The organism is Corynebacterium sp. HMSC078H07 (assembly GCF_001812805.1).
Taxonomy (GTDB): domain Bacteria; phylum Actinomycetota; class Actinomycetes; order Mycobacteriales; family Mycobacteriaceae; genus Corynebacterium.
Window position 1 is genome coordinate 23,643 of sequence record NZ_KV810436.1, and the last position, 12,830, is coordinate 36,472.

Annotated in this window: 13 protein-coding genes; 8 read left to right on the plus strand and 5 right to left on the minus strand. The window is 61.5% G+C overall.

Features of this window, described 5'->3' with window-relative positions:
- Positions 1-263: 263 nt before the first annotated feature.
- The gene (locus HMPREF2875_RS00445) at positions 264-1,007 is read right to left on the minus strand and encodes a TetR/AcrR family transcriptional regulator (RefSeq protein WP_070669506.1); all 744 of its coding nucleotides are present in this window, start codon (positions 1,005-1,007) and stop codon (positions 264-266) included.
- A 191-nt stretch (positions 1,008-1,198) separates the two neighbouring features.
- Here HMPREF2875_RS00445 and HMPREF2875_RS00450 point away from each other — a divergent pair, with 191 nt between their 5' ends.
- Complete coding sequence (locus HMPREF2875_RS00450) at positions 1,199-2,161, plus strand: malate dehydrogenase (protein ID WP_070669507.1); 963 nt, start codon at positions 1,199-1,201, stop codon at positions 2,159-2,161.
- On the opposite strand, the gene panC is transcribed toward HMPREF2875_RS00450, so the two are convergent.
- Entirely contained in the window at positions 2,158-2,979 is an 822-nt protein-coding gene (panC, locus tag HMPREF2875_RS00455; RefSeq protein WP_070669508.1) for a pantoate--beta-alanine ligase, read from the minus strand. The two genes, HMPREF2875_RS00450 and panC, sit on opposite strands and share 4 nt — an antisense overlap.
- 10 nt (positions 2,980-2,989) lie before the next feature.
- Entirely contained in the window at positions 2,990-3,811 is an 822-nt protein-coding gene (panB, locus tag HMPREF2875_RS00460) for a 3-methyl-2-oxobutanoate hydroxymethyltransferase (protein WP_070669509.1), read from the minus strand.
- A 57-nt stretch (positions 3,812-3,868) separates the two neighbouring features.
- On the opposite strand from panB, the gene HMPREF2875_RS00465 reads away from it, so the two are divergent.
- From HMPREF2875_RS00465 to ndk, 6 genes are all read left to right on the plus strand, one after another.
- Complete coding sequence (locus HMPREF2875_RS00465; RefSeq protein ID WP_070669510.1) at positions 3,869-6,619, plus strand: valine--tRNA ligase; 2,751 nt, start codon at positions 3,869-3,871, stop codon at positions 6,617-6,619.
- Positions 6,619-8,148, plus strand: coding sequence for a bifunctional tetrahydrofolate synthase/dihydrofolate synthase (locus HMPREF2875_RS00470; protein WP_070669511.1), 1,530 nt, complete (start codon positions 6,619-6,621; stop codon positions 8,146-8,148). The genes HMPREF2875_RS00465 and HMPREF2875_RS00470 overlap by 1 nt, the downstream gene beginning before the upstream one ends.
- Positions 8,145-8,591, plus strand: coding sequence for a DUF4233 domain-containing protein (locus HMPREF2875_RS00475; RefSeq protein WP_070669512.1), 447 nt, complete (start codon positions 8,145-8,147; stop codon positions 8,589-8,591). The genes HMPREF2875_RS00470 and HMPREF2875_RS00475 overlap by 4 nt, the downstream gene beginning before the upstream one ends.
- A gap of 63 nt (positions 8,592-8,654) precedes the next feature.
- Positions 8,655-9,500, plus strand: a complete 846-nt coding sequence (locus HMPREF2875_RS00480) for an alpha/beta hydrolase (RefSeq protein WP_070669540.1) — start codon at positions 8,655-8,657, stop codon at positions 9,498-9,500.
- Between the two features lie 5 nt (positions 9,501-9,505).
- Positions 9,506-9,817, plus strand: a complete 312-nt coding sequence (locus tag HMPREF2875_RS00485; protein ID WP_070669513.1) for a hypothetical protein — start codon at positions 9,506-9,508, stop codon at positions 9,815-9,817.
- A gap of 48 nt (positions 9,818-9,865) precedes the next feature.
- Positions 9,866-10,276, plus strand: a complete 411-nt coding sequence (ndk, locus tag HMPREF2875_RS00490) for a nucleoside-diphosphate kinase (protein WP_039676402.1) — start codon at positions 9,866-9,868, stop codon at positions 10,274-10,276.
- A 131-nt stretch (positions 10,277-10,407) separates the two neighbouring features.
- On the opposite strand, the gene HMPREF2875_RS00495 is transcribed toward ndk, so the two are convergent.
- Positions 10,408-10,758 carry an ArsR/SmtB family transcription factor gene (locus HMPREF2875_RS00495; RefSeq protein ID WP_070669514.1) on the minus strand — a complete coding sequence of 117 codons (351 nt, stop codon included), beginning with the start codon at positions 10,756-10,758 and terminating at the stop codon, positions 10,408-10,410.
- A 112-nt stretch (positions 10,759-10,870) separates the two neighbouring features.
- Between HMPREF2875_RS00495 and arsB the strand changes: the two genes are divergently transcribed.
- A complete protein-coding gene (gene arsB / locus HMPREF2875_RS00500; protein ID WP_070669515.1) occupies positions 10,871-11,935 on the plus strand; it encodes an ACR3 family arsenite efflux transporter in 1,065 nt (354 codons plus the stop codon).
- Here arsB and HMPREF2875_RS00505 read toward each other — a convergent pair.
- Complete coding sequence (locus HMPREF2875_RS00505; RefSeq protein ID WP_246816991.1) at positions 11,932-12,735, minus strand: hypothetical protein; 804 nt, start codon at positions 12,733-12,735, stop codon at positions 11,932-11,934. The two genes, arsB and HMPREF2875_RS00505, sit on opposite strands and share 4 nt — an antisense overlap.
- Positions 12,736-12,830: the final 95 nt, after the last annotated feature.

Here is a 12,830-nt window from a genome sequence, read left to right on the forward strand (position 1 = left end):
GGCCCACCGTGTGGTGATGGGGCGTGAAGCTGGTGTAAGGGGCAAAGGAACCAGATAAGTGGGACCTTTTGGCAGTGGCGCGTGATCGTGAGCTGGGCTTTTGTTGAGCTCGACGCGCAGATGGTTCCTGTACTTTGGTTCCTTTGCTCGTGCGGTGCCGGGGGCAAGGGAGCTCGCGCGGAGTCGGAAAAGAGACCCAGGCGAATACTGTGCGGTTAGAGCGGGGAACCGAGGGGCGGCTATGGAGCCGTAAGGAGGGCAGGTTACCCGTAGAGGCTCGTGGATGCGCCGCCCTCGTCCTCAGTGGAGTACACATCCAAGGGCGCTGACTCGGCCTCAAGTTCGGTCTCGTTCTGGGTGAGGTAAGACTCAAAACCGATGTCGGGGATATTCGCCGTAAGGAAGGCCAGCACGGCATCGACGGCCATGCGGTGTAGACCCTCCGTGTTGTTGTGGGTATGCATGTCGATGTCGAGCAGATTGCCCATCATCGCGTGATTCGTCACGCGGTACATCGTCAGCGCCGAAATCAGTGTGAAGATGTCATTGGCCGAAATGCCTGGGCGGAAAGCGCCGGAATCTTGGCCCAGCATGAGGAGTCGGTCGAGGTGGAGGGAGATCTCGGAGACGTCGATAATCGCTCGCGAGGACTCCAGCACACTGTGGGAGGACTCCATCGTCATCATCTTGATGGCTTCCGGGTGCTCCACGTGCTGGCGGAACATCCAGTCAACGAGAGTGCGCACGCCTTCCACAGGAACGGCCGAGTCAACGGCCAAGCTGCCCTCCGGTGGGTTCAGGCGCTTGGCTGCGGTGGCTAGGGCCTGCTGGTACAGACCTTTCTTGTCCCCAAAGTGGTAGTGAATCATGCGCTTGGACATGCCAGAAAGCTTCGACACAGTGTCGAGCTTGGTCTCGGCATAGCCATGGTCAGAGAACTCCGCGATCGCAACATCGATCACGTGCTCTACAGAGCCGGCGTTGACCGATGTGACCTCAGTGTTCATGAATGTTCCGTCCTTGTACGCGTTGAATTGGTGGCTGGTTATGCCCGCTTCTTACTACTATGCCGAAAAACTGTGGAGACGGAGTTCAAGTACACCAATCTTGGGTATTTCGGGGGTGAAATTGCACCCCATGGGGGAAAGAAACGGGACTAGGCTGGGAAGGCGAGTACCGAGTCGAAAGGATGTCACACATGACCGCATCGCAACCCGTCAAGATCACTGTGACCGGCGCTGCCGGCAACATCGCCTACTCGCTGCTGTGGCGCATCGCTGCCGGTGATGTCTATGGCAAGGACACCCCAGTGGAGCTGGCCCTGCTGGAGATTCCGCAGGCCATTGGCGCCGCTGAAGGCGTGGCCATGGAGCTCAATGACTCCGCTTTCCCGCTTCTGCGCGGCATAACCGTCACCGATGACCCGAACGTGGCCTTCAAGGACACCAAGGCAGCGTTCCTTGTGGGTTCCCGTCCGCGCACGAAAGGCATGGAGCGTGCCGATCTGCTCGAGGCCAACGGTGCCATCTTTACCGAGCAGGGCAAGGCGCTTAACGCCGTCGCCGCGCGCGACGTCCGTGTTCTTGTCGTGGGCAACCCGGCCAACACCAACGCCTACATTGCGTCCCAGAGCGCCCCGGATTTGGATCCGAGCCAGTTCACCGCTCTCATGCGCCTCGACCATAACCGCACCCAGAGCCAGGTGTCCCTCAAGACCGGCATGCCCACCGCAGAGCTGACCAAGGTGGCCGTGTGGGGTAACCACTCCGCGTCCCAGTTCCCAGACCTGACTTTCTCCAACGCTGAGGTGGATGAGGACTGGTACAAGGAGGAGATGATTCCGAAGGTGGCCAAGCGCGGAGCGGAAATTATCGCTGTGCGTGGTAAGTCCTCGGCAGCATCGGCGGCGTCTGCCGCGGTGGACCACATGCACGATTGGATCCACGGCACGGAGGATTGGCGTACCGCGGCCGTCGTCTCGGATGGCTCCTATGGCGTGGATGAGGGTCTCGTTGCGGGATTCCCCACCGTGGCCCGCGATGGCAAGTGGGAAATCGTTCAGGGCCTCGAGCTCAACGATTTCCAGAAGGAGCGCATCGAGGCCTCCGTACAGGAGTTGCGTGAGGAGCGCGAGGCTGTCGCTCACCTGCTCAAGGACTAGGCCTCAAGCACGAGATTATCGATAAGCCGCACCGGCCCCACTTGCGCTGCCACCAGTGCTAGAGCGGGCCGGTGTTGTGCGTCAACGGGTTCGAGCGTGGCGGGGTCCACCACGGTGAGGTAATCCACCGTGACGCCGGGGGAGGAGGCGAGTTGGGCCTGGGCGTCGTCGAGCGAGGCGCCGGCGTCTAGTGCGAAGAGTGCTCGGGATAGGGCCACGGCCTGCTCGCGCTCAGCAGGGCTCAAGCGAGCATTGCGGCTGGACTCGGCCACACCATCTGCTGCGCGGACGATGGGCGCGCTGATGATGTCCACTGGCAGGTCGAGGTCACTCACCATGCGGCGCAGGATGGCCACCTGCTGGGCGTCTTTCTGTCCAAAGTAGGCGCGGTCGGGGCCCACGAGGTTAAATAGTTTGGTGACCACTGTGGCCACGCCGTCGAAGTGGCCGGGGCGCGAAGCACCTTCCAAGACCGAGCCCATCTCGCCCGTGCGAACCCACACCCGGGGAGTGCCGCCGGGGTACATCTCTTCCACACTGGGAGCAAAGACGGCATCGACTCCTAGCGAATCCAGCAGCCCGGCATCGGCGTCAAGGTCGCGCGGATAGGCGCGGTAATCCTCGCAGTCGCCTAGGTCAGTGAACTGCAGCGGGTTTACAAAAACCGAACAGATGACGTGGTCGTTCTCCTCGCGGGCGCGGCGCACGAGGGAACCGTGGCCGTCGTGAAGCGCGCCCATCGTGGGCACGAAACCGACAGATCCGCTAAGAGATGCGCGGAAATCCCGCAGCTCAGCTTTGGTACGAAGAATCTTCATGGATCAAACCCTAGTCCTCGAAGGATTCCTCGGCGTTGGGGAAGGAGCGTTCTTTCACATCGGCCACGTACTCCTTTGCGCCGTTAAGCAGCGCGCCGCGCAGATCCGCATAGCGTCGTACGAAGCGCGGCGCCTTGGGACCACCTAAACCGAAAGCATCGGTCCACACCAGGATCTGTCCGTCGGTCTGTGCGCCGGCACCAATACCAATGGTGGGAATGGGCAGATCCGCGGTTACCTGCTCGGCAAGAGCAGCAGGGACCATTTCGAGAACCACGGCGAAAGCGCCGGCGTCGGCAAGCGCGCGGGCATCCTCATGCAGCTTCTCCGCACCAGCGCCGCGGCCCTGGACCACGAAGCCGCCCAAGGCATGGACCTGCTGGGGCGTGAAACCGATGTGGGCGCAGACGGGAATTCCGGCGTCGACAAGCGCGGCAACAATCGGGGCCCGCTCCGCGCCGCCCTCCAACTTCACGGCCTGCGCACCGGTCTCCTTCATGACGCGCACGGCAGACTCCAACGCCTGGGCAGGGCCGGACTCGTAGGTGCCGAAAGGCAGGTCAACTACTACGAAGGCGCGGGAGGTGGCCGTGACCACCGCGCGGGCCAACGGAATGATTTCATCGAGGGTGAGCGACAACGTGGTCTCGCGGCCCAGCACCACATTGGCCAGGGAATCGCCCACGAGGAGGAGGTCTATGCCTGCTTCATCGAAGATTTCGGCGGTCATGCAGTCATAGCTAGTCATGCAGGCAAAAGCCGAAGATTCCTGCTTGGCGCGGGCAAAATGGCGGGTTCGAAGACGGGCACGGTGGCCAGGGGTGTGAGACATGCCCTTACTCTAGCCAGGGGTCAGGTGCCAGTTGACGCACAGGGTAGAGTTGACCAGGTGACTGATCAGAATAAAGAGCAACTCGTTGGCACCAACCGCGCGGACCAGCTTCCCAAGTCCTGGGAGCCGCAGGCAGTAGAGAAAGACCTCTACGAAGGCTGGGTAAGCGCCGGTTATTTCACCCCGGACGCCTCCTCCGAGGCGGAGCCCTACTCGATTGTCCTGCCACCGCCGAACGTCACCGGCCAGCTGCACATGGGCCACGCCCTGGACCACACTCTGATCGACTCCATCATTCGCCGCAAACGCATGCAGGGCTATGCCACCCTGTGGCTGCCGGGCGCTGACCACGCCGGCATCGCTACCCAGACCAAGGTGGAGGCCCGCCTGCGTGAGCAGGAAGGTAAGAAGCGCTGGGATTATGAGCGCGAAGACTTCATCAACAAGGTCTGGGAATGGAAAGAAGAGTTCGGCGGCACCATCCAGAACCAGATGCGCGCCATCGGTGACTCGGTGGACTGGTCCCGCGAGCGCTTCACGCTGGATGAGGGCCTGTCCCGCGCCGTGCAGACCATCTTTAAGACCCTCTACGACGAGGGCATGATCTACCAGGCCAACCGCCTGGTCAACTGGTCCCCAGTGCTCGAGACCGCCGTGTCCGATATTGAGGTGGTGTACAAGGACGTTGAGGGCGAGCTCGTGTCCATCCGCTATGGCTCGCTTGACGACGCCGAACCGCACCTCATCGTCGCCACCACCCGTGTGGAAACGATGCTGGGTGACGTCGCCATTGCCGTCCACCCCGACGACGAGCGCTACGCCCACCTGGTGGGCCAGGAGCTGCCGCACCCCTTCCGCGATGATTTGAGCCTGAAGATCATCGCCGATGATTACGTGGACATGGAATTCGGTACCGGTGCGGTGAAGATCACCCCGGCGCACGATCCGAATGACTACGCCATGGGCCAGCGTCATGACCTGGACATGCCCACCATCATGGACACCACCGGACACATCGCCAACACCGGCACGAAATTCGACGGCCTGACCCGCGAGGAAGCCCGCGTAGAGATCCGTGAGGCGCTGCGCGAGCAGGGCCGCATTGTCAAGGAGATTCGCCCCTACGTGCATTCCGTGGGCCACTCGGAGCGCTCTGGTGAGCCGATTGAGCCGCGTCTGAGCCTGCAGTGGTTCGTGGCCGTGGAGAAGATGGCGAAGATGTCCGGTGACGCCGTCCGCGAAGGTGATACCACCATCCACCCGAAGGCGTTGGAGCCGCGCTACTTCGAGTGGGTCGATGACATGCACGATTGGTGCATCTCCCGCCAGCTGTGGTGGGGCCACCGTATCCCCATTTGGTATGGGCCCGAAAAGACCAACGAGGCCGGCGAAGTGGAACGAGACATCATCTGCCTCGGCCCTGACGAGGAAGCGCCGGAAGGCTACGTCCAGGACCCGGATGTTCTGGACACCTGGTTCTCGTCTGCGCTGTGGCCTTTCTCCACCATGGGATGGCCGGAGAAGACCGCCGACCTAGAAAAGTTCTTCCCCACGAACGTGCTGGTCACCGCTTATGACATCCTCTTCTTCTGGGTAGCCCGCATGATGATGTTCGGCACCTTCGCTGGTGCCCACACTCCGGAACTGCTCGGTGCGGGCAAGGACGGCCGCCCACAGGTGCCGTTTAAGGACATCTACCTCCACGGCCTCGTCCGCGATGAGCAGGGCCGCAAGATGTCGAAGTCCCTGGGCAATGGAATCGACCCGATGGATTGGGTCCGCGATTATGGTGCGGATGCCCTGCGCTTTACCTTGGCCCGCGGCGCCAACCCGGGCGTGGACCTGCCGCTGGCCGTCGACGCTGCTGCGGCCGGACGTAACTTTGCCACCAAGCTCTTTAACGCCACCAAGTTCGCGCTCATGAACGGCGCGGGTGTGGCGAAGCTGCCGGCACGTGACGCGCTGACCGACGCCGACCGCTGGATCCTCGACCGCGCCGAAGAAGTCCGCGTCAAGGTGGACGCCTATCTCGATGATTACCAGTTCGCAAAGGCCAACGAGTTGCTCTACCACTACGTGTGGGATGAGCTGTGTGACTGGTACTTGGAGATTGCCAAGACACAGATCCCGCGCGACTTTGATGCAGCGACCGCTGAGGAGCAGGCAACGGGACGCAGTACCCAAATCGTCCTGGGTCGCGTGCTCGACCTGGTCCTGCGCCTTCTGCATCCGACCATGCCTTTCGTCACTGAAGTCCTGTGGAAGGCACTCACCGGCGGGGAGACCATCGTCACCGCGCAGTGGCCTACCCAGGAGCACACCAACGGTGGCGCGGAGAAGGACGAGGTGGCTGCCCGCCGCATCGAGGATGCCGACAAGCTCATCACCGAGCTGCGTCGCTTCCGCTCCGACCAGGGTGTGAAGCCCTCCCAGAAGGTTCCGGGTCGCCTCGACTTCGCAGCGGCTGACCTGCAGAACCAGGAGGGCCTCATCCGCAACCTGGCCAACACCACTGAGCCGGGCGAGGACTTTACTGCATCCGCCTCCATCGAGGTGCGCCTGTCCCAGGCCACCGTGGAGGTCACCCTGGATACGTCCGGTGCCGTGGACGTGGAAGCCGAGCGCAAGCGCCTGGAGAAGGACTTGGCCAAGGCGCAGAAGGAACTGGATCAGACCGGCAAGAAGCTGGGTAATGAGGCCTTCCTGTCCAAGGCCCCGGAAGCCGTGGTGGAGAAGATCCGCACCCGCCAGCAGGTGGCCCAGGAAGAAGTTGAGCGCATCACCGCACGTCTGGAGGGACTCAAGTAGTGGCGGAGGAGAAAGGCCGCGAGGAGTATGAAATCGTTGATGCCCTCGCGGAGGGCACCGATGGCGGCCCAGTGGAGATTACCGACTCTGGCCTAACACTCAACCTCGGCGGCGAGGAGGACTACGAAGAGGCCGCGCCCGAGCAGGCCACGCCGGAAGAACTCGCCGAGCTGGCCCAGGTCACCGCGGAGCTCAACGAGCGTGCGCCGGAGACCATCATTGAGCCGAGCCTGGAGCGCATTGAGATGCTCATGGATCTGCTGGGCAATCCGGAGCGCTCCTTCCACGTCATCCAGGTGGCCGGCACCAACGGCAAGTCCTCGACCGCGCGCATGATCGATTCGCTGCTGCGCGCCTTCCACCGCCGCGTGGGCCTGGTGACTAGCCCGCACCTGCAGCTGGTCACCGAGCGCATCGGTATCGACGGCCACCCCATTCACCCGCGCGATTTCGTGCGCATCTGGCGTGAGATTCAGCCTTATGTTGAGATGGTGGATTCCCGCTCGGACATTCCCATGTCCACCTTCGAGGTGCTCGTGGGCATTTCCTATGCAGCGTTTGCTGATGCGCCTATCGACGTCGCCGTGGTCGAGGTCGGCCTCGGCGGCACGTGGGATGCCACCAACGTGGTCAACGCCGAAGTTGCCGTGGTCATGCCCGTAGGCATGGACCACACGGACTACCTCGGTGACACCATCACGGAAATCGCCAGCGAGAAGGCCGGCATCATCAAGGCTCGCGAACATGAAGCCGACGATGTCATTACCCCGGGTGAAAACATCGCCATCATCGCCGAACAAGACCCAGAAGCCATGCGGGTTATCCTGCAGCGCACCGTGGACGTCGGCGCCGGCGTGGCCCGCGCCGGATCCGAATTCGCTGCGCTGGAATCCCGCATTGCTGTGGGTGGCCAACAGCTCACCATTCAGGGCCTAGGCGGTCTCTACGAAGACATCTTCTTGCCCCTACACGGCGAGCACCAAGCCAAGAACGCGGCTGTGGCGCTGGCGGCAGTGGAGGCGTTCTTCGGGGCGTCGTCAGGCAACCCCATCGACATCGCGTCCGTGCGCACTGGCTTTGCCAAGGCCATTTTGCCCGGCCGCTTAGAGCGCGTGCGCACCAGCCCCACAACCTTCTTAGATGCCTGCCACAACCCGCATGGCGCTAAGGCCCTGGCCGCAGCGCTCGACCGTGACTTCGACTTCGCGCGCCTTATCGGCGTGGTGTCCATCTTCACCGACAAGGACGCCACCGGCATCCTTACGGCCTTAGAATCCGTGCTCACGGAAGTCGTCATCACTCAGAACACCTCCCCGCGTGCCCGCGATGCCTATGAGCTGGCCGAACTAGCCCGCGATATCTTCGGTGAGGAACGCGTCTTTGTTGAACCCGACCTGCCCGGCGCCTATGCTCAGGCCGTTGAGCTGGCAGAAGACGCCGACGTCCAGTCCGGCTCCGGCATCATCATTACCGGCTCGGTCGTCACTGCAGGCGATGCCCGCGCCCTCTTTGGAAAGGAGCCCGCATGAGTTCCCGCAAGCCCATCCCCGAGGACGAAATTGGCCCGCTAGGCCTCGGCCAAGCCCCCACTAAGGACCCGCTCAAGCAGTTCGGCGGCATGGTCGTAGCCAGCTCCCTCACCCTGGAGCTGCTTACTCTCGTCCTGGCACTGCCCATGCTTTACAAGCTTTACGATGGCACCCTGTGGACCCCGTTCAACTACGGCGTGGTCATCGGGTTTATGGTCCTCCTGCTGGCCTCCTTTCCATTCATGAATAAGCCGTGGATTGTGGGCGTACAGATTGTCCTCCACATCATCGGCATTGTGCTGGGCTTTATGATCCACTGGTCAGTAGCGACCATCTTTATCATCTTTGCCCTGCTCTGGGCGCTGGCGGCCTATATGCGCTCCGTCATCGTGGCTCGTATGGAGCGCGGCTACCTCACCACCCAGCACCTCAACGAGAAGTAAGTAGAGCGAGGGGGAGAGCAGTCTGTGTATATTCGGCCGGAATTGCGCGCGGGTGCGGCAGTCATGTCGTTGTTCGATCCGACGAATCCGCTCATCCGCCGCGCTGGCCGCGTCGTTCCGGCGCTGTGGCCCGCGCCGTACATTTACGGTGTGCGTACCCGCCGCGTGAAAAACCGCGACATCCGTGCCACCATTTATGAGCCGGATAATCCCCGCGCCGTGGTGTTGTGGATTCATGGCGGCGGTCTGCTCATGGGTCATTCCCGCCAGGACGTTAAACACCTCAAGGACACCGCCGCGCAGCTGGGTGTGACGGTGGTGGCACCGCACTATCGTTTCGCCCCGGAGCATCCGTACCCGGCAGCGCTTGACGACGTCCACTCGGCCCACTACTGGCTCCTTAACCATGCCGATGAGCTTGGGGTACGCGCCGACCGCATCGTCATTGGTGGCCAAAGCGCTGGCGGCGGGCTTGCTGCGGCTCTGTGCCAGCGCCTTTATGACGAGGGCGGAACCCAGCCGGTGGGGCAGTGGCTGTTTTGTCCCATGCTCGATGACCGCGCTGCGTCCGATGAGCGCAACGTCATCTGGGACGCAGATTCCAATGCGCAGGCCTGGCGTTACTACGTCCAGGATGACCCGACTGCGCCCTATGCTGTGCCCGGCCGCCGTGCGGACCTCACTGGATTGCCGCCTGCCTGGCTCTACGCTGGGCAAAGCGAGCTCTTCTATAACGAAATCCTGGACTATGCCGAGCGACTCGAGGCAGCTGGCGTACCCACGCAGTGCGAGGTCGTCGAAGGTGGCGTTCACGCTTTTGAACTCTGGGCCCCGCATACAGCCGCAGCAAAGCACCTGCTCATGAGCTCGCGTATGTGGCTAGACTCCACACTGAACGCGCTAGACTAGCGGGCATGCGCTACTTTCTCTTCGGTCTCTCTGCACTTCTTTGTCTCGCGGCTGTGGTGGCCAAGATTTTCCATGGCGGTTTTGCACTCCCGCTCGCCCTGCTCGTCCCCGCCTTCATTTTCCTTGTCGTGGGAATGCTAAGAAGCCGGAGTGAGCAGCGCCCAGTCCAGTTTGAGGATCTTGAGGGCTGGCACCGCGAGGAGCTTCAGGGTTTGCTCGACAACGGCCAGTTCGGCACTGCCGTGCGCCAGGTTCAGATGTGGTTCCGTGGCACCAGCCACGAGCGCGCCGAAGAAATCGTGCGACGTCTCACTTAATAGCCCTCTGTGCGGACGCGAGCACGGCTTACCTGTACTATGTGCCGTATGACTGAACGTACACTCATTCTCATCAAGCCGGACGGCGTGAAGAACGGCCACGTGGGCGAGATCATCTCCCGCATTGAGCGCAAGGGCCTGAAGCTCGTCGCCATGGATCTGCGCGTCGCCGACGAGGAGACCGCCAAGAAGCACTACGCCGAGCACGAGGACAAGCCGTTCTTCGGTGAGCTCGTTGACTTCATCACCTCCGCACCGCTGGTTGCTGGCATCGTCGAGGGCGAGTCCGCTATCGCCGCATGGCGCCAGCTTGCCGGTGGCACCCACCCGGTAGAGAAGGCCACCCCGGGCACCATCCGCGGTGACTTCGCCCTGACCGTCGGCGAGAACGTCGTCCACGGTTCCGACTCCCCGGAGTCCGCTGAGCGCGAGATCTCCATCTGGTTCCCGAACCTCTAAAGAATTTCACCGCGCCTAGCGCGCAATAAAGCCCGAGCAGTTCACAATGATGAATGAACTGTTCGGGCTTTTGTCATTTCTGCGCTCGAACCCGCCTTGCGTGCTCGAGCGCAGATCAGATCGGGCGCTGGTTAGTCGAATGACAGCAGCGTGCGCAAGGCTGCAAAAGCGTCTTTGTTCACCTGGTGGGTGACGGTGCGGCCGCATTGCTGCCTGGATAGTAGGCCGGCCTCCCGCAGGCGCGCTAAGTGGTGGGAGACCGTGGGCTGGCTCAGCGCAGTGAGCCCGGTGAGCTCCGTGACGCTCATCGGGCCACAGCCTTCCTCGCACAGAATGGACAGGAGACGAAGTCGGGCTGGGTCTGCGAGGACTTTGAATTGTTGCGAAAAATGCATCGCCTCGGCGTCGCTGAGCGGGCCCATGCTTAAGGAGCAGCACTCAGTGCCGCGCGCGCTGGTCTCGGGCGTGGAAGAGGAAGCCATGCGATCAGTATAGGAGCTATCCACACTCCCGCCGTTATATTGACGCCTATCAATATGAACTGTAGATTGAATGTTCGTATCACGTTCTGTTCAAGCTAGAAGGAGGGAAGGCATGGCCGTGTCGCAGCGCCCGAAGTTGTCTTTTCTTGACCGATTTTTACCCGTGTGGATTATTCTGGCGATGGCCGCCGGACTACTCATTGGCCACTTCGTTCCCGGAATTGGCCAAGCCTTGGGCGCCGTTGAAGTGGGCGGGATTTCCATCCCGATCGCCATTGGTCTGCTTGTCATGATGTATCCGCCCTTGGCCAAGGTCCGCTACGAGAAGACCAAGGAAATTGCCACGGATGGCCGTCTCATGGCGGTATCGCTCGTCCTCAACTGGCTGGTGGGACCGGCGTTTATGTTTACCCTGGCGTGGCTCTTCCTGGCAGACCAACCGGAGCTGCGTACCGGCCTCATCATTGTGGGCCTTGCGCGCTGTATCGCCATGGTGCTTGTGTGGTCGGACCTCTCGTGCGCTGACCGCGAAGCAACGGCTGTGCTTGTCGCCCTCAACTCCATCTTCCAGGTCGCTATGTTTGGTGTTCTGGGCTGGTTCTACCTTCGCATCCTCCCCGGCTGGTTGGGACTGGATGTGACAAGTGTTGACTTTTCCTTCTGGGCCATTGTGAAGTCCGTGCTCGTCTTCTTGGGCATCCCGCTCCTGTTGGGTGTGCTGTCTCGCTTTTGGGGTGAAAAGGTAAAGGGCCGCGAATGGTTTGAGAACCGTTTCCTTCCGGCCGTATCGCCCCTAGCCATGATTGGTCTGCTGTACACGATTGTGTTGCTCTTTTCCCTGCAGGGCGAGCACATTGTGGAGCAACCAGCAACGGTAGCGCGCGTGGCGGTGCCGCTGATTATCTACTTCGTGGGCATGTTTGTGCTGTCACTGGGCGTGGCAAAGGCTGTTGGCATGAACTATGCGCAGTCTGCCAGCGTGGCGTTTACTGCAGCAGGAAACAACTTTGAACTTGCTATTGCAGTGTCCATCGGCACCTTCGGAGCGATGTCTGCCCAAGCCCTTGCCGGTACGATTGGTCCCCTTGTTGAGATCCCAGTCCTCGTTGGTTTGGTCTATTTCATGCTGTGGATTGGTCCGAAACTCTTCCCGGAAGATGACACCCTTCCGCGCTAGCGCGTGCGCGAGGCGTCGATGCTGCGCACGCCAGATTCGGTCAGAGTGATGTTAAAGGTCCGCTCACCACTCCACTGGATGAGACCAGGTAGCTTCACCACGCCGGCCGCTTCTAGTTCACGGAGTTCTTCTTCGAGCCCCTCCTCGTAGCCGAGCAGTCGTCCCAGCTCAGAGATGGAAGTGGTATTGCCAGTGACTGCACCGGCGGCGACCAGCCCGCTGAGGACTTCCGGGTGTTTCTCCACCGCGGTTATGCTCTGCTCAGTGACGCCTTCGAGGCTTCCTTGTTCGGTGATGGCCTTGATGCGGCGCTTGCCAACGCGAAAAGAGGTCGTGCCGAATGCGCGGCCGCCGATGATGAACGCGGGGATGGAGAAGGCAGTAAGCCCAGCGGCGATAAGGATGGGGTTGGGTGAGATATCGCCGAGAACCCCGGTGGACCTAATTCCCTCAGCGATGAGAGGGGACAAGAGAGCAAGGACGGGCAGAAAGTAGGCGAGAACGGGGTAATCGCCCGCCCGGTACTCTTCTTGCGCAGCTTGGACGAACTTCGGCTTACTACGAATGATGCGAAAGGCACCATAGATTATGGCGATCCACAGCACGGCGTACACGGGGACCGCGTAGGGGTCGGGAAGGTCAACAGCGCGAAGGCCGGAGGCGATGCCCGCCGGTACGGCAACGGTGATGATATCCCGCAGTGCAATCTCGTTGCGGGCGCGTGCTTGAGCCACTGTGCGCGGTGCAGATACACGTCGCGCTGGGGTGTTCGGTGTGTCAGCGCTCTCAAGTCCGGACATAGCGGCGATACTAACATGTAGCTTAAACTGAAACCTGTGCCAGAATGGAGGGCACAGATACTCATATAACTGAATACGGAAACAGAGAGTTTTTA